The sequence below is a fragment of the Pantoea sp. IMH genome, from assembly GCF_000599885.1.
Classification (GTDB): Bacteria; Pseudomonadota; Gammaproteobacteria; order Enterobacterales; family Enterobacteriaceae; genus Erwinia.
In genome coordinates, this window is sequence record NZ_JFGT01000005.1 from 1032440 (window position 1) to 1048948 (window position 16509).

At 51.6% G+C, this 16509-nt stretch carries 19 protein-coding genes and 1 other RNA gene; 9 read left to right on the forward strand and 11 right to left on the reverse strand.

Translation table 11 applies throughout. The features are described from left to right. Positions 1–78: 78 nt before the first annotated feature. Positions 79–417 (forward strand): P-II family nitrogen regulator, encoded by a 339-nt coding sequence (gene glnK / locus EA20_RS0113180; RefSeq protein ID WP_006685697.1) that lies wholly within the window; start codon positions 79–81, stop codon positions 415–417. Between the two features lie 31 nt (positions 418–448). Beyond that, positions 449–1738: an ammonium transporter AmtB gene (gene amtB, locus EA20_RS0113185; protein WP_024967282.1), complete on the forward strand. Its 1290-nt coding sequence runs from the start codon at positions 449–451 to the stop codon at positions 1736–1738. A 321-nt stretch (positions 1739–2059) separates the two neighbouring features. Here amtB and tesB read toward each other — a convergent pair whose 3' ends face one another. After that, positions 2060–2920 carry an acyl-CoA thioesterase II gene (gene tesB / locus EA20_RS0113190; protein WP_024967283.1) on the reverse strand — a complete coding sequence of 287 codons (861 nt, stop codon included), beginning with the start codon at positions 2918–2920 and terminating at the stop codon, positions 2060–2062. Between the two features lie 221 nt (positions 2921–3141). On the opposite strand from tesB, the gene EA20_RS0113195 reads away from it, so the two are divergent. After that, a complete protein-coding gene (locus tag EA20_RS0113195; RefSeq protein ID WP_024967284.1) occupies positions 3142–3699 on the forward strand; it encodes a YbaY family lipoprotein in 558 nt (185 codons plus the stop codon). Between the two features lie 24 nt (positions 3700–3723). On the opposite strand, the gene EA20_RS0113200 is transcribed toward EA20_RS0113195, so the two are convergent. After that, the gene (locus EA20_RS0113200) at positions 3724–4035 is read right to left on the reverse strand and encodes an MGMT family protein (protein WP_024967285.1); all 312 of its coding nucleotides are present in this window, start codon (positions 4033–4035) and stop codon (positions 3724–3726) included. A gap of 157 nt (positions 4036–4192) precedes the next feature. On the opposite strand from EA20_RS0113200, the gene ffs reads away from it, so the two are divergent. Beyond that, positions 4193–4289, forward strand: an RNA gene (gene ffs, locus EA20_RS20275) — signal recognition particle sRNA small type. A gap of 916 nt (positions 4290–5205) precedes the next feature. Here ffs and EA20_RS0113205 read toward each other — a convergent pair. Both EA20_RS0113205 and tomB read right to left on the reverse strand, forming a co-directional pair. Beyond that, positions 5206–5424, reverse strand: coding sequence for an HHA domain-containing protein (locus EA20_RS0113205; protein WP_024967286.1), 219 nt, complete (start codon positions 5422–5424; stop codon positions 5206–5208). A gap of 29 nt (positions 5425–5453) precedes the next feature. After that, the gene (gene tomB / locus EA20_RS0113210; protein WP_024967287.1) at positions 5454–5834 is read right to left on the reverse strand and encodes an Hha toxicity modulator TomB; all 381 of its coding nucleotides are present in this window, start codon (positions 5832–5834) and stop codon (positions 5454–5456) included. A gap of 895 nt (positions 5835–6729) precedes the next feature. On the opposite strand from tomB, the gene EA20_RS0113220 reads away from it, so the two are divergent. Genes EA20_RS0113220 through EA20_RS0113230 form a run of 3 tightly spaced genes read left to right on the forward strand, consistent with a single transcriptional unit; the run spans position 6730 to position 9160 of the window. Continuing rightward, the gene (locus EA20_RS0113220; protein ID WP_024967289.1) at positions 6730–7413 is read left to right on the forward strand and encodes a metal ABC transporter ATP-binding protein; all 684 of its coding nucleotides are present in this window, start codon (positions 6730–6732) and stop codon (positions 7411–7413) included. Further along, the gene (locus tag EA20_RS19750; RefSeq protein ID WP_081772578.1) at positions 7413–8279 is read left to right on the forward strand and encodes a metal ABC transporter permease; all 867 of its coding nucleotides are present in this window, start codon (positions 7413–7415) and stop codon (positions 8277–8279) included. The genes EA20_RS0113220 and EA20_RS19750 overlap by 1 nt, the downstream gene beginning before the upstream one ends. Positions 8280–8281: 2 nt before the next feature. Continuing rightward, on the forward strand, positions 8282–9160 hold the full coding sequence (locus tag EA20_RS0113230) for a metal ABC transporter substrate-binding protein (protein ID WP_024967290.1): 879 nt from the start codon (positions 8282–8284) through the stop codon (positions 9158–9160). Between the two features lie 85 nt (positions 9161–9245). On the opposite strand, the gene ykgO is transcribed toward EA20_RS0113230, so the two are convergent. The 4 genes from ykgO to EA20_RS0113250 form a co-directional block, all read right to left on the reverse strand. Beyond that, positions 9246–9386: a type B 50S ribosomal protein L36 gene (gene ykgO / locus EA20_RS0113235; protein WP_024967291.1), complete on the reverse strand. Its 141-nt coding sequence runs from the start codon at positions 9384–9386 to the stop codon at positions 9246–9248. 9 nt (positions 9387–9395) lie between these two features. Next, positions 9396–9653, reverse strand: a complete 258-nt coding sequence (locus EA20_RS0113240; protein ID WP_024967292.1) for a type B 50S ribosomal protein L31 — start codon at positions 9651–9653, stop codon at positions 9396–9398. Between the two features lie 150 nt (positions 9654–9803). Then, positions 9804–12956, reverse strand: coding sequence for a multidrug efflux RND transporter permease subunit AcrB (gene acrB, locus EA20_RS0113245; protein WP_024967293.1), 3153 nt, complete (start codon positions 12954–12956; stop codon positions 9804–9806). Positions 12957–12973: 17 nt separating this feature from the next. Next, positions 12974–14158 carry an efflux RND transporter periplasmic adaptor subunit gene (locus EA20_RS0113250; RefSeq protein ID WP_024967294.1) on the reverse strand — a complete coding sequence of 395 codons (1185 nt, stop codon included), beginning with the start codon at positions 14156–14158 and terminating at the stop codon, positions 12974–12976. A 140-nt stretch (positions 14159–14298) separates the two neighbouring features. On the opposite strand from EA20_RS0113250, the gene acrR reads away from it, so the two are divergent. Next, positions 14299–14940: a multidrug efflux transporter transcriptional repressor AcrR gene (gene acrR, locus EA20_RS0113255; protein ID WP_024967295.1), complete on the forward strand. Its 642-nt coding sequence runs from the start codon at positions 14299–14301 to the stop codon at positions 14938–14940. A 15-nt stretch (positions 14941–14955) separates the two neighbouring features. Here the strand turns inward: acrR and rsmS are convergent, their stop codons facing one another. The 3 genes from rsmS to priC form a co-directional block, all read right to left on the reverse strand. Then, entirely contained in the window at positions 14956–15105 is a 150-nt protein-coding gene (rsmS, locus tag EA20_RS20280; RefSeq protein ID WP_071995410.1) for a pleiotropic regulatory protein RsmS, read from the reverse strand. A 50-nt stretch (positions 15106–15155) separates the two neighbouring features. Next, positions 15156–15401 (reverse strand): GlsB/YeaQ/YmgE family stress response membrane protein, encoded by a 246-nt coding sequence (locus EA20_RS0113265; protein ID WP_024967296.1) that lies wholly within the window; start codon positions 15399–15401, stop codon positions 15156–15158. Between the two features lie 74 nt (positions 15402–15475). Beyond that, positions 15476–16006: a primosomal replication protein PriC gene (priC, locus tag EA20_RS0113270; RefSeq protein ID WP_024967297.1), complete on the reverse strand. Its 531-nt coding sequence runs from the start codon at positions 16004–16006 to the stop codon at positions 15476–15478. Positions 16007–16071: 65 nt separating this feature from the next. Here priC and EA20_RS0113275 point away from each other — a divergent pair, with 65 nt between their 5' ends. Then, entirely contained in the window at positions 16072–16449 is a 378-nt protein-coding gene (locus tag EA20_RS0113275) for a DUF454 family protein (protein WP_024967298.1), read from the forward strand. The last annotated feature ends 60 nt before the right edge of the window (positions 16450–16509 follow it).

Genomic DNA, 16509 nt, shown 5'->3' on the forward strand with positions numbered 1-16509 from the left:
CCATATTTATGGCACAGCCTTTGCTTTACTCCTTTGGTGTCGGAAAAATAATCATTTTACTTATCCGGAGGGGATCGTATGAAGCTGGTTACCGTGGTAATCAAACCGTTTAAGCTGGAAGACGTGCGGGAAGCACTCTCCTCTATCGGAATCCAGGGGCTGACCGTGACCGAAGTGAAGGGTTTTGGTCGGCAGAAAGGGCATGCAGAACTTTATCGCGGCGCTGAATATAGCGTTAATTTTCTGCCAAAAGTCAAAATTGATGTGGCGATAGCCGATGACCAGCTCGACGAGGTGATTGATGTCATCAGCAAAGCGGCTTACACCGGTAAAATTGGTGACGGTAAGATCTTCGTTGCTGAACTGCAGCGGGTGATCCGTATCCGCACCGGTGAAACTGACGAAGCAGCACTGTAGCCCTCTGGGGTGAAGAATGGGAAGGAAAAAAATGAACAAAAAACTCGCTAAACTGGGCCTCGCCAGCTTCGTATTGTCACCGTCATTTGCAATGGCAGCAGTGCCTGCAGTGGCAGATAAAGCTGACAATGCTTTTATGATGATTTGCACCGCGCTGGTGCTGTTTATGACTATACCAGGTATCGCGCTTTTTTACGGCGGGCTGCTTCGTGGCAAAAACGTCTTATCCCTGCTGACGCAGGTTTCCGTTACATTTGCCATGGTCTGCGTGATGTGGATGCTGTATGGCTATTCACTGGCGTTCAGTGAAGGCAACGCTTTTTTCGGTGGCTTCAGCATGGCGATGCTGAAAAATATTGAGCTTACCGCCCTGACGGGGACCTTCTATCAGTACATCCATGTCTCATTCCAGGCTTCTTTTGCCTGTATTACCGTCGGGCTGATTGTGGGATCGATTGCAGAACGCATCCGCTTCTCTGCCGTACTGATTTTTGTCGCTATCTGGCTGACTTTTTCATATTTGCCGATTGCCCATATGGTCTGGGCAGGTGGCTTGCTGGCGCAGGATGGCGCGCTCGATTTTGCTGGTGGCACCGTCGTGCATATCAATGCTGCCGTAGCGGGTCTGGTTGGCGCCTATCTGGTTGGAAAACGTGCGGGTTTCGGCAAAGAGGCGTTCAAACCGCATAACCTGCCGATGGTATTTATGGGCACAGCCGTACTCTATGTGGGCTGGTTCGGCTTTAATGCTGGCTCTGCTGGGGCAGCTAATGAAATTGCCGCGCTGGCTTTCCTGAATACGGTTATCGCTACGGCGGGCGCGATGCTCAGCTGGGTTTTCGGAGAGTGGGCGCTGCGGGGTAAACCTTCGCTGCTGGGCGTCTGTTCAGGCGCGATTGCCGGTCTGGTGGCGATTACGCCAGCCTGCGGTTATGTCGGCGTTGGCGGTGCGTTAATCATCGGTATCGTTGGTGGACTGGCCGGCCTGTGGGGCGTCACTATCCTGAAGAAATGGCTGAAAGTGGATGACCCTTGTGACGTATTTGGCGTACACGGCGTGTGCGGCATTGTGGGTTGTATCATGACGGGTGTCTTCGCTTCTTCTTCACTGGGCGGTGTGGGTTACGCAGAGGGCGTTACGATGGGTCATCAGGTCTGGATCCAGCTGTTCAGCGTGGGCGTGACCATTCTCTGGACGGGCGTCGTGGCTTTTATTGCCTTCAAAATTGCAGATATGACGGTAGGACTGCGCGTCCCTGAAGATCAGGAACGTGAAGGGCTGGATGTTAACAGCCACGGCGAGAATGCGTATAACAGCTAAATAAGGCGTTTTGCTTCAGCATCAAAAACGGCTCCTGAGGGAGCCGTTTTGTTTATCGGTTTCAAACCCTCTCTCCAGGCGTAGGCGCTTTTCATAACCTCAGCAACATGCAAAATTACGCTGAAGTGGATATTCAGCTCACCCTCTTCAGTTGGTGGTTATCGTTCTTTCAGAAAACTCGCTACCGACTTTGTTGGGCCTCCTGAAAGAACACAGCTCTTACCGATTTTCTCTGGCGTTATTACAGGTTCTCTGAGAACGGCTATGGCCCCCTTACAGAGGGCGCATTAAAGCTCAAAGGGCATTTCGGACTTTAGGGCCTCAGGTACGTAGCCGGATAACCCCTTCCTGCACCGTGGAAGCGACCAGAATACCGTCCTGGGTATAAAACTCTCCCCGGACAAAGCCCCTGGCGCTTGATGCTGACGTGCTCTCAACGCTGTATAACAGCCACTGATTTAAATCGAAAGGGCGATGGAACCACATGGAGTGATCGATGGTGGCGACCTGAAGACCGGGCTCAAGGAAACCCTTACCGTGGGGCTGAAGCGCGACCGGCAGAAAATTAAAGTCAGAGGCGTAGCCGAGCAGATACTGATGAATGCGTTTATCTGCCGGTATTGCACCGTTCGCTCTGATCCAGACATGACGGACCGGTTCATCCACATGCCCCTTGAGCGGGTTGTGAAACTTCACCGGGCGGATTTCAAAGGGCTTTTCGGAAAGAAACTTCTCACGCGCTTTTTCCGGTATAAAATGCGCCATCTTGTGAGCGAGATCGCTTTCGCTGGGTAACGCGTCAGGACCGGCGACTTCAGGCATCGCTTTTTGATGCTCATAACCTGTTTCAGGCGCCTGAAAAGAGGCGGTCATATAGAAAATAGGGTGACCATTCTGAATAGCACTGACCCGTCTCGCGCTGAAGCTTTGTCCATCGCGAAGGGTTTCCACATCATAGATAATCGCTTTCTGGCTATCGCCCGGGCGTAGAAAATAGCTGTGGAAAGAGTGAATAAAGCGCTCGGCCGGCACGGTTTGCTTGGCCGCATAGAGCGCCTGGCCGACGACCTGGCCGCCAAAAACCTGACGCAGACCCAAATCCTCACTCTGGCCGCGAAACAGCCCCTCTTCCAGCTTTTCAAGGTTCAGCAGGTTTAACAGATTTTGTAATGCCTGGCTCATCACGGCTTCCTCAATGGTTGTCCCTATTCTAGTTTGCGAGATCAGACCAGTTAGCGCAACGGGGCTGCGCGTTATTCCGTGAGAGAATGGCGGCTTGCGCAACTTTCAGGCAGAAAACAGCAACCTGTGCCACTATTAATAGCAACGGGACAGGAAATTTTTTTCTCCTCGGTTAACACTTAATACATTCCACAGGCATTGATCATAAGGAGAATAAATCAATGAAAGTCTGGCCAATGGTAACGGGCGCGGCTCTGGCAGTTGCCCTTGCAGGATGTGCTGATAAAAGCGCTGATGTCTCTACGCCAACGCTGGCCTCTAAGGTGATGGGGCAGCAAAGCGAAATCCGGCAGCCTAACGTTAGTGGATCGATCTATATCCGTCAGCGCGTTGCGCTACCGCCTGATTCGGTGCTGACTGTCACCCTGTCAGATGCTTCGGTAGCGGATACACCCTCTAAGGTTCTTTCTCAGCGGGTAGTTCATACCGACGGCAAGCAGGCGCCATTTAAATTTATTCTGCCCTATAACCCGGCAGATATTCAGCCTGATGCGCGCATTCTGCTGAGTGCAGCTATTACGGTAGATGGCAAAATGATGTTTATTACTGAGACTGTTAAACCGGTAATCAACAACGGCGGCACCAAAGAGGAGTTGTTACTGGTACCGGTACCTTCGATGGCTATGCCGACGCAAAACGGCGCGGTAAGTACAGTGCCTTCCACCTCGCCGACCCAAGTATCACCGTCAGGCTCAGTGCCTGCGCCAACCTCACTATAAATCTTCCGCCCCGCAAGGGGCGGTTTATCCCTGCCAGCGATAACTATTCAGCACGATTTTACCCGCCGGGCTGACTTCAATACCTTCATTTAACAGGGCACGACGCTGACGTTCCAGATCGTTCCCGGTCAGCGAGATCTCGCCCATGCGGTTGATCACGCGATACCACGGCAGAGTGGTGTCTGCAGGCAGTCGTTTAAGCACGCCACCCACCTGACGCGCTGCACGCGGTGAACCTGCAAGCCGCGCCACGTCGCCATAGGTTGTCACCTTCCCATAAGGGATTGCTGCGATAATTTGCCAGATACGCTGTTGAAAAGTGTCGTGATTATCCATTTATCCCCCTTTCACAGCCGGCACTCTAAAGGAAAAAAGCGAAATGCTCTAGAGATTGAACAAGAAAACAACGTTCACCCGCGGACAGGTTGCATTTCGCCTGGGGTTCATTGATAATGCCCTCGCTCCATAACATGGCGCTTATCAATGGGGGCCCGGTTGGTTCTCCCGCAATGCTAACTTGTGAACTCGGTCAGATCCGGAAGGAAGCAGCCGCAGCAGGTGACGCGTGTGCCGGGATGTAGCTGGCAGGGCCCCCACCCAATTCTGCCGCTGAAGCATCTCTTTCGCCTCTCATAACATCAAACTTCTTCCTGTATCAATTCACTTTTATCCGCTGATTGCAGCGCTGGTTTCCTTAGCCACGCCCTGAAAACTATCCTGATATGCCTGTTTTATCACATTAGTACCAGACGAAAAACGCGAAAGCCCTGGGTTGATGACAGCGCGTCGGGGGATAATTCCTTACGGATTTCGAAGCTGCGCGGTTAAGTAAAAGTGAAGGCTGTGGCGCGTTTTGCGGGTCTCTTTTCAGGGATATACTGTGTCAGGTTTCTTATTACTGACCCAGTAAATTCCTATTGAGTAGCATCACGTTACCTTACATTCTTTTACTTTCTTCCTAATCTTTATTGCGAAAGCAGTTTTCACGGCCCGAAGCTTTAGTCCTGTTAGTAAAAAATAATAATTTGAACGAGATTTCCAGCTTTCTGTACAGAGTGCTTAAATTGCGGCAAATCAAAAGGTGAAATTCCTGCTCTGTTCCTGCCTTTTTACAAAAACGGGCATCCGGTCTTAAAGCAGAATTACTTATGCACTCATTAAGAAAATTACTGTGAAAAAGGTTCAGAGAAGGGGAAGTCCTGACAAGCCTGCATCAGATATCAAAACGATGAATAGCGGATTACCACATACCATAAGCTTGAGGGGAATAACTTAAGGGGAGCGCTACCTGTATGAGGTTTACCTTAGTCAGTAAATCTGACCAGATCTCTCGGGCCGGTAAGCCCATCTTTTTAATTTGGACTTACTCTCGTGTTCAGAAAAACGATATCACGGTAGCATTGTCGGCATAAAAGGTGCCTTTAACCAGAGCCGTCTAAAGATTAGCCGGAAGCCATCCATTCTCAATGTTAAAGGGTCCATTAACACCTGTTTAGCGAATTCAGGTTAGCGTACGAATTTCCACACGGAGACTGGGACTTTATCATACAGCTTATTCATCGTCAGCTCAGCCAGTCGATGATCGGCTGCAGAATAAAACACAGCCAGTTCATTATCAGACAATTCGTATTTATTCTTTTCAATAACGCGCTCAAGGGTGTCAATGGAACGACATCTTCTCAGGCGCATCAGATAATCAGTTTTAGTCAGGTTTTTATCTGTCATTGTTAAACCGTAAAAATAATAATGGGTTGCTAAAAAGAGTGGCTTGCCGGGGCTATCACCAGCGCACACTCCTCTGCGAACAGCTTGAAGAGCCGTTTCGCTGATTTTTGCCAACGCTGCATATCTTGGACATTAATACCGTAATTACTGAAGAGCATAAACGTATCGTCAAGGTATTCATCTATCAGGCTTATGAGATCGGCGTCTTCAATATGTTTGATTTTGTAATTCATCGTGAAGGCAGCAATATGTTCAATCAGGTCATTAAGCTGTAAATTTACGGCAGAAGTGGGATCGTTAACCCAGCCATGGTGACTGTCACCTAACGTCGCCATGCTCTCATCATAGAGATTTTCACACAGAAATTTCAACTGGGCAATATCATGCCTTTTTGGTGAGTATTCGTCCATCTTTTTCCCCTCCGTAGCGAGTGAAAGATGCCGATAGCAAAGGCTTTCAGCGAGTGGTGTGCCAGGGAGTGATATTTGAGCCGGATAATAAAATAAATATAACCTATGAACGGGCAAACTGTAGGGCTATTACTCAAAATTACAATTCAACTCACCGTTCTGCTCATCGCGTTTCCACAATATCAAAAAATGCATCAGGCTGATGACCAAAAATACCCTAACCTTGAGGTTTCATCTGCCGGAAAATCTATACAGTTAAACTCACCTCTGATCCAAACCGGAGAACAGTTTATAACGTGGTTCCTCACAATATTCTATACAGTGACTTAAGTATTTTCGTAAAAACAGTGCTTACAGGAGGAATGTTGTCACAGGGGTTCCAACGTTTCATACGCTATTTTGGGATTAATCTGTTAACGCAATGAGACATGTGGATACTAATGACTTCAGTTAGAACGTTAACCAGTAAACTGGTTGTCTGTTTCTTATCCATAGTAATGAATGAGTCTTACTAAGATCATTGACTGCAATAAGAAATTAATCAAGGAATTTTCGGAATGCTTTTTCTATCCTGATGATTTAAAAGTTAATTATTATCGATGCCGGTCAGGTTTTTTCTCTGATAAAAGAGCGACAGTTGAACAAGTTTTATATAACAGATTGAAAGTGTGGGACTTTTGTAATTAATAATTAGATACACTTTCTTTTACCCTGAGTTCAGGCCAGGGCGTATCATATTGTTATGTTATAACATATGGTCACTGCGAATTTTCATGTCTTTGCTTTTTTCATTTGTGCATCACGGCACACTCTTAACGTTATCCGCACAGTTGCGCCTGGTCCTGGCCATGCTGCTGGTCAGCTTTTTATTTTTAACGACCCTGTGGGCGCTCTCATGATCGCCTTAAATCACCTTACTGTCGGTTATCAGGGCAGGGCAGTGACGCCCTCAATCAACGGGGTGTTCCAGCGTGGTTCAATGACCGCCTTGATCGGGGCCAACGGTTCGGGGAAATCTACCTTACTTAAGACAGTGGCCGGGCTGATGCAGCCGGTCAGTGGGTCGCTGAGTTTCTCTGAACCAAAAGGCAATATGGCCTGGCTGCCGCAGCAGTCTGAAATTGAAAAATCATTTCCGATCACCGTTTTTGATTTGGTGGCGATGGGCTGCTGGCAAAAATGCGGCTGGTTTGGTGGGATTACCCGCGAAATGCGGCGGATCGTAATGACTGCGCTGGAAAAAGTTAACATGCTGGCATTCGCCGGGGCTCAGCCGGGAATGCTTTCTGGTGGACAGCTTCAGCGTGTGCTTTTTGCCAGATTGCTTGTTCAGAATGCTGAGCTTCTGCTGCTTGATGAACCTTTTGCCGGCGTGGACAGCCAGACAACATCGCTGCTGCTGACACTGCTGGAGGAGCGCCACCGTGCAGGCTGTACCCTGATTGTCGTGCTGCACGATATGGCAACGGTTGAAAGCTATTTCCCGCAAACGCTGCGACTTCAATCTACTCATTCAGAGTGGTCTGGTGCAACAACTGGCGTTACGCAGATCGATTTCTGCCGCAGGCAGGAGGCGTAATGATTGCGTTCATGCATCCCTTTCTTGAGTTTGGTTTTATGCGGCGCGCGCTGGTGGCCTGTATGGCGCTGTCGCTGAGCGCCACGCCGTTAGGCATCTTCCTTCTTTTGCGCAGAATGAGCCTTGTCGGCGATGCGCTTTCCCATGCGGTCCTGCCGGGGGCGGCAATTGGCTACCTTATTTCGGGCCTGTCGCTGGTGGCTATGGGAACAGGGGGCGTGATTGCCGGCCTTTCTGTTGCGTTGTTATCCGGTGCCGTTAGCCGGTATACGCCATTGCGTGAAGATGCCAGTTTTGCCGGATTTTACCTGGGCTCTCTCGCGCTTGGCGTGACGCTGGTTTCACTACGTGGCTCCAGCGTTGACCTTCTCCACGTCTTATTCGGCTCGCTGCTGGCAGTAGATAATCCTTCCATCTTGTTAGTGAGCACTATTTCGGCGTTCACATTGCTGGCACTGGCGCTGATTTATCGCCCTCTGGTAATTGATGCATTTGATCCCACTTTTCTTCGTGCCCAGAACCGCTGGGTTGCGCCGCTGGTGCACGGTATTTTTCTGGTGCTGGTAGTGATCAACCTGGTGGCAGGATTTCAGGTTCTTGGCACGCTGATGTGTGTGGGATTGATGATGCTTCCTGCCGCGGCGGCCCGTTTCTGGAGCAGCGGATTGCCGGGCATGATCGCGGCCGCGATGTTGATTGCGCTGCTTGCCAGCTTCAGTGGTTTGATGGCGTCGTTTTATCTCTCACTTCCCGCCGGGCCGGCGGTTGTACTGTGCGCGGCCATGCTGTTTTTCCTCTCAATTTTAAGTGGACCCTGCGGCGGCATTTTACGTACGCGGCGTCTTTTGTCCGTTGGTAAGGAGTAAGTATGAAAAAGTTACCTGTTGCGCTGGCCCTGGCAACCGTTTTTATGGTGCCAGGAGCGATGGCCAGAACCGTTGACGCGGTGGCCAGTTTTTCAGTACTGGCTGATATTGTGAAAGAAGTTGGCGGCGATCATGTTGTGGTGAAAAGCCTGGTTGGTCCAAATGGCGATCCACACAGTTTTGAACCCACGCCGCAGGATAGTCAGTCACTCGCGAAAGCGGATGTGGTGTTTGTCAGCGGCCTCGGACTGGAAGGCTGGATGGATCGCCTGATCAAAGCTTCCGGTTATAATGGCAAGGTTATTGTAACTTCTCAGGGAATTGAGACCCGCTCAATGGAAGAAGAGGGTGAAACTATTACCGACCCGCATGCCTGGAACAGTATGCAGAATGGGGTGACATACGCTACTAATGTGATGAACGCGCTTATTGCAGCCGATCCTGAAGATGCAGGTTATTTCCGCCAGCACGGTTCAGCCTATATCGCCAGACTCAACAAGCTCGACGCCTGGGCGCAGAAAAGCTTTGCTGCTATCCCTCAGGAAAAGCGCAGAATAGTGACCAGCCATGACGCTTTTGGTTATTTTGGTCAGCGTTACCATGTCAGCTTTATGTCGCCGGTCGGATTTTCAACCGAGTCAGAGGCCAGCGCCGCCGATGTGGCAGGATTGATCACGCAGCTAAAAGAGACGCATGTTCACAGCTATTTTATTGAAAATCAGACCGATCCCCGTCTGGTGAAACAGATCGCTTCTGCGGCAGGCGCCAAACCGGGAGGAGAACTTTATCCGGAAGCATTGACTGAGAAGGACGGCCCGGCGGATAGCTACGTGGCAGCTTTCACGCATAACGTTAATGCGATGATAGCCAGTATGAAATAAGACGTTACTGCATGGTCCCCGACAGGCGACCATGCAGTAAAAAATGGGCCATAAAAATGGCCCATTTTTAACGTTATATGCTGACTTAACGCTTTTTCTTTTTACCCTGAACTGCCTTAAATCGCGGATTACTTTTGCAGATAACGTATACACGCCCTTTACGGCGTACAATTTTGCAATCTTTATGACGTTTTTTGGCAGAGGCCAGCGAGCTTAATACCTGCATAACAGTCCCTTATTTATTCTGCGTGAAAAAGCGGCCAAACCGCTGATTAAAGCGGTGTGCACTGCCTTCTTTAGCAAACTCTTTCTGTTTGCCGGTGTAATAAGGATGCGACGCTGATGAGACATCCAGCGCGACGTAGGGCAGGGTTTTACCTTCCAGCTCTACGGTACGCTCCGTTTTAATGGTGGAACCTGTGATGAAATATGTATCTGCGCTGGTATCGTGGAATGCCACGGTGCGATAGGCCGGATGGATACCTTGTTTCATAAATCCTCGCTGTTTTAGATATGTTATAACATAACAATAACTATACGCTGGCGTTGTCAGGATTGCAAACCGGTAAAATCGCCGTGGCAATAAGAAGGCAAAAAAAAGAGGCCGCACAAGGCGGCCTCTCAGGCTAACTTTCTGTCAGGATCAGTGCTGGTGGTGTTCCACCGGATGACCTTCTTCTACTTCTTCCTTATTCTTGCTGAAGCGGCGGCGCACCACCACAAAGAAGACAGGAACGAAGAAGATCGCCAGCACGGTCGCGGTCACCATGCCGCCCATCACACCGGTACCTACGGCATTCTGCGCGCCGGAACCGGCACCCGTACTGATGGTCAGCGGCAGTACGCCCAGAATAAAGGCCAGCGAGGTCATCAGGATGGGACGCAGACGCATACGCACCGCGTCCAGCGTCGCCTCAATCAGCCCTTTACCTTCCTTCTCCATCAGGTCTTTGGCGAATTCCACAATCAGGATTGCATTCTTCGCCGACAACCCAATGGTTGTGAGCAGGCCCACCACAAAGTAGACGTCATTGCTGAGGCCACGAATCGTGGTAAAGAGCAGCGCTCCGATGACGCCCAGCGGTACAACCAGCATGACCGAAAACGGAATTGACCAGCTCTCATAAAGTGCGGCCAGACAGAGGAAGACCACAATCAGTGAGATGGCATAGAGCGCAGGCGCCTGGTTACCAGAAAGGCGTTCCTGATAAGACATGCCGGTCCAGTCGAAGCCGATGCCCTGCGGAAGCTGGGAAGCCAGCTGCTCCATCAGATCCATCGCTTCACCTGAACTTTTACCTGGCGCTGCCTGTCCGAGGATCTCCATGGCCGGTAAGCCGTTATATCGCTCAAGACGCGGCGAACCATACTCCCATCTGGCGCTGGAGAAGGCGGTGAAAGGCACCATCTCGCCGTTTGAAGCGCGGACGAACCATTTACCAATATCTTCAGGCAGCATACGCGAAGTGGCTTGGCCCATCACATACACTTTCTTCACGCGGCCCCGGTCAATAAAGTCATTGACGTAGGATCCACCCCAGGCAGAAGCGATGGTGGTATTGATGTCGGAGATCGCAACGCCAAGCGCCTGAGCTTTCTCCTGATCAATCATCAGCCGGTACTGTGGCGTATCTTCCAGGCCGTTAGGCCTGACGCCAACCAGCGTATCCGGATGTTGCGCCACCATACCGAGCAACTGGTTACGGGCCTGAGTCAGTGCTTCATGCCCCAGGTTGGCCTGGTCAATCAGCTCAAAGTCAAAGCCAGTAGCGTTACCCAGTTCGATAATTGCCGGCAGGTTGAAGGGGATTACCATTGCATCTTTAATCGTACTGAAGGCCTGCATAGCGCGACCGGCAATCCCGTCAACTTTATTCTCTGAGCCGCTACGTTCATCCCAGGGTTTCAGGCTGACGAAGGCGATACCGGTATTCTGACCACGGCCAGCGAAGCCGAAGCCATTTACGGTAAAGACCGACTGGACGTTATCTTTCTCTTTGGTCAGGAAGTAATCCGTCACTTCATCGAGCACTTTCTGAGTACGGCCCTGCGTTGCGCCCGCCGGTAACTGCGCCTGTGCCAGCAGCAGACCCTGATCCTCTTCCGGCAGGAAGGCGGTAGGCAGCTTCACAAACATCCAGGCCATACCAACCACAATCACCAGATAGATCAACAGATAACGACCCGTACTGCGGATAATGTGGCCAACGCTATCCGTATAATGGTTGGTGCTCTTGTCGAAAACACGGTTAAACCAGCCAAAGAACCCGGTGGTTTTGCCATGATCGCCTTTTTTGATCGGTTTTAGCATGGTGGCGCAGAGTGCCGGGGTCAGCACCAGAGCCACAATGACCGACAGCACCATGGCGGAAACAATGGTAATTGAGAACTGACGGTAGATAACCCCGGTCGATCCGCCGAAGAAGGCCATCGGGATAAATACCGCAGAAAGCACCATCGCGATACCTACCAGCGCGCCCTGAATCTGATCCATCGACTTGCGGGTTGCTTCCTTCGGCGGCAGTCCTTCCTCCGCCATCACGCGCTCAACGTTCTCGACCACAACGATAGCATCATCCACCAACAAGCCTATCGCCAGCACCATGCCGAACATGGTCAGGGTGTTTATCGAGTAACCAAACGCATTGATAATGGCAAAAGTCCCGAGCAGTACCACCGGCACCGCAATCGTCGGGATAAGCGTGGCGCGGAAGTTTTGCAGGAACAGGTACATCACGATAAACACCAGCACAATCGCCTCAAGAAGGGTTTTCACCACTTCATTGATGGAGATTTTAACAAATGGTGTTGTATCGTAAGGGTAAACAGTCTTCATTCCGCTGGGGAAGAAAGGTTCCAGCTTCGCCAGTTCCGCTTTTACTGCCGCTGCCGTATCCAGTGCGTTAGCACCGGTCGCCAGCTTGATGCCGATCCCTGACGCGGGTTTACCGTTGAAGCGGGCGATGATTTCATAGTTTTCGCCGCCCAGTTCAATTTTTGCCACATCTTTAAGCAGGACGCGGGAGCCGTCAGCGTTTACCTTCAGCAATATTTTGCCGAACTCATCGGTTGAGGTCAGACGCGTCTGCGCAATGATTGAAGCGTTAAGCTGCTGGCCGGGCACAGGCGGGGTACCGCCCAACTGACCTGCCGCCACCTGGGCGTTTTGCGTGTTAATAGCAGCGATAACATCAACCGGCGTCAGCTGGAAGTTATTCAGCTTGTGCGGATCCATCCAGATACGCATCGCGTACTGTGCACCGAAGATCTGGGTATCACCCACGCCGGGAGTACGGCTGATGGGATCCTTGATATTCGAGGCTACGTAGTCCGAGATATCATTCTGCGTCATGCTGCCGTCATCGCTGACGAAACCCGCCACCATCAGGAAGCTGCTGGACGATTTCTGAACCTGGATCCCCTGCTGCTGGACTTCCTGTGGCAATAACGGCGTGGCAAGCTGCAGTTTGTTCTGCACCTGAACCTGGGCGATATCCGGATCGGTACCGGATTCAAAGCTCAGGGTCAGCTGCAGCGTACCGGATGAATCGCTGCTCGATGACATATACATCAGGCCATCGATACCGTTCATGTTTTGTTCGATAACCTGCGTTACCGAATCCTGCAACGTTTTCGCATCCGCACCCGGGTAATTCGCCTGAATCTGCACGGCCGTTGGCGCAACATTAGGATATTGCTCAATCGGCAGTTTTAGGATCGACAGCACGCCCGCCAGCATAATAATGATGGCGATAACCCACGCAAAAATCGGGCGATCGATAAAGAACTTAGCCATGTATCAGCGGCTCCTGTTTAAGACTTCGGTTGTTCAGCCTTCGCCGTGTCGGCGTCGTCTGCACTGACTTCTTGTGGGGTTACCTGAGCGCCTTTCTTGGCACGCTGAAGGCCAACGGTGATCACTTTGTCACCTTCCTTCAGTCCGTCAGTAACCAGCCATTTATCGCCGATAGCGCGATCTGCCGTAATGGCGCGTACATCCACTTTATTATCCGCGCCGACAACCATGGCGGAAGCCTGGCCGGTAGGCGTACGGGTCACAGCCTGCTGTGGAACCAGTAGCGCGCTTGGATTCGTCCCTTCTTCAAGACGGGCACGCACAAACATGCCAGGCAGCAGCGTATGGTCAGGGTTAGGGAAGATCGCACGCAGCGTAATGGAGCCAGTGGTTTCATCCACGGAAACGTCAGAGAATTCTAATGTTCCGGTCTGCTGATATTCACTACCATCTTCTAACAGAAGCTTCACCTGAGCCTTGCCGTCGGTCTGCTGCAACTTACCCGACTTCAGCTCGGCACGCAGACGAAGGAACTCGTCGCTCGACTGGGTGACGTCAACATAGATGGGATCGAACTGCTGCACGGTAGCCAGCGCTGTCGTCTGGCCTGTCTGCACCAGCGCGCCTTCCGTCACGGCAGACTTACCGATGCGGCCGCTGATAGGCGAGGTTACTTTGGTGTAGGCCAGGTTAATGCGCGCCGTTTCAACATTGGCTTTAGCAACCTGCACCGCGGCAGCCGTCTGGCTCTGATCCGCCATGGCCTTATCATAATCCTGCTGGCTGATATATTGGGTTCCCAGCAGCGGCTTATAACGCTTCACGGTGAGGGCAGCAATCTGGGCATTGGCCTGCGCCTGAGCGAGGTCGCCTTTCGCACTGTCATAAGTTGCCTGGTAGGTGGCAGGATCGATCTGATAGAGCGACTGTCCAGCTTCAATATCACTGCCTTCCACAAAGTTACGCTTCAAAATTATGCCGGAAACCTGAGGACGAACTTCAGCAATACGGAATGATGAGGTGCGACCCGGAAGATCGGTGGTAATTTTTAGTGGAGCGCTTTTCAGCGTGACAACACCCACTTCTGGCGCTTGCTGCTGACCACCCTGTTGCGCTTCTTTATTATCACATCCTGTTAGCACTAAGCTGCCTGAAAGCAGCAGAACGGCCGCCAGAGGCGTTAACCCTCTGTTTTTGTTCATAAATAAACCTCGAGTGTCCGATATCGATTGTTCAATGGATCACAAACCCATAAACCCATTGCTGCGTTTAAATTATGGTCGTGCTATGTTACATACATTCGCAAATGTATGTAAGTCTGCCCTTTTCTAAAAATCACCCTATGGCACGAAAAACCAAACAACAGGCGTTAGAAACGCGAAATCACATCATTGATGCCGCAATAGACCGCTTCTCAGAACACGGCGTGTCGGGAACGTCCCTGGCCGATATCGCTGCCGCCGCAGGCGTGACGCGGGGTGCGATTTACTGGCATTTCAAAAATAAAACCGATCTGCTCAACGAGATCTGGACCCAGAGCGAATCCGGGTTGGAAGATTTAAAGCAAGAGTATCAGTTAAAATATCCTTCCGATCCACTCTACATTTTACGGGCTTTGCTGGTCTATGTCCTTGAAGCCACCGTAAGAGACCAGCGCAGACGTTCACTGATGGAAATATTTTTTCATAAGTGTGAATTTGTCGGGGAAGTGGCGCCTTTGCAGCTGATGCAGCAGACGCTGTTTCTGGAATGCTACGACAAAATCGAAGAGGTGCTCAGACAGTGTATCGCCTGCGGCCAGCTGCCTGCCGATCTCGACACGCGGCGCACAGCGGTGGTGATGCGCGGCTATATGACCGGCATTATGGAAAACTGGCTGTTTATGCCGGAAATCTACGATCTGGCGGCCGATGCGCCGCAGCTGATTGATGTGTTGCTTGATATGCTGCAGCACGGAAAAACGCTCCGCACCTCGCCGTGCTGACGGGACGCCGGGCCTTTACTCCGGCGAACGCGCTTTCTTCTCAAAATCTCTTTGTACAATAGCCAGCGCGGCGAGGACCGTCTGTGGTGGAATCTGATTTTCCTCCAGCAGCATGATGAGATCGACGGCCAGTTTCACTTCTTCAGAGGCGGTTTCCAGCGACATCCCTTTCTCCTTTGTCGGGTTCAGCATTGATAAGCGTAATCGGACACAATTCAGATCCGCAGTTTTTTGACAATCAGCACCATTATCACTGCGCCAGCAAGCGCGATCAGCATCGCCCGTGGTTCCATTTCAGCCAGCGTGCCGTAGTTAAAGAATGCGCTGACGTAACCGCCGATCAGCGCGCCGACTACGGCCAGCACCAGAGTAAGCAGCACACCACCGGGGCGGCCAGGGAAAAATCGACGGGCGATGATGCCGACCAGTAATCCAATGACGATCCATGAAAGAAGCCCCATAGCTGTTCTCCTGTCATACTTTCAACGAGTATAGCAACAGCGGGCGAGACGGGGGTGTCAAAACGCCGGGGTGTTTACTGTTCCCTTTTCTCAATGGCGCGTTCAATGCGTTTCAATGCCTGCAGACAGCGCTGCAGCCGACCTTCAAGTGCTGCAATCTCCCGCTGGAGCGTCTGCTGCTGCACCAGCGTTTCACGCGTGGCGAGCTGGCTCTCGCGATCGGCTACCATCGCACGCAACCGGCGCTCATAATCCTGATGCTCTGCCAGCTTCTCATAGAGATTAACGGCGACGGGTTCAGCCCGCGCTTCGCCTTTGCGCAGCGTCTGCGTCGCCAGTTCGCGCTGTAAAGCCCCCATCTGTGTAACGACCCGTTCAGCCATCCACGCGACGCGTTCGGTGCGCTGATCTTTCACGCTCTGCTTAAGCTGCGCCATGCTCTGGCGCAGCTCCAGAAGATAGTCGCCAAGCCGGGTGGTATGACAGTGAAACAGCTGATGATCAAATCGCGCGCCGGGGGTGCGTTTGCTGGCATGAGGCTCAACGGCCTGAGCGAGCTGCTCCAGCTTTTCTTCCAGCTGCTGAAGCAGCAGGGCACTTTTCATGTTGTTCTCTCCGGTGAACGCTGTCAGTGTGATACTCTTGCGGCGAACGACAAGGACATCAGGTTATGCAACGCATCATTCTACTGATAATTGGCTGGTTGGCGATGGGGCTGGCAACGATTGGCGTCATTTTGCCTCTGCTGCCCACCACGCCTTTTCTGCTGCTGGCGGCCTGGTGCTTCGCCCGCTCCTCGCCACGTTTTCACGACTGGCTGCTCTACCGGTCGGTTTTTGGCCGTTATCTGCGCCACTGGCAGCAGCATCGGGCGCTGCCACCAGGCACCAAAGGGCGGATGATCGTATTCACCCTGCTGACGTTTGCCGTGTCGCTCTGGCTGGTAAAAATTGCCTGGGTAAGGCTGCTGCTGCTCTGTCTGCTCGCCGGACTGATCGTGTTTATGGTACGGCTCCCCGTCGTGGATGACGAGCAGCAAAAGCGCTGAATTTAGCTCTCCCTGTTGCAATTGTCCGGCTGTTTGCATAAATTTGATCGTTTTCGTGCG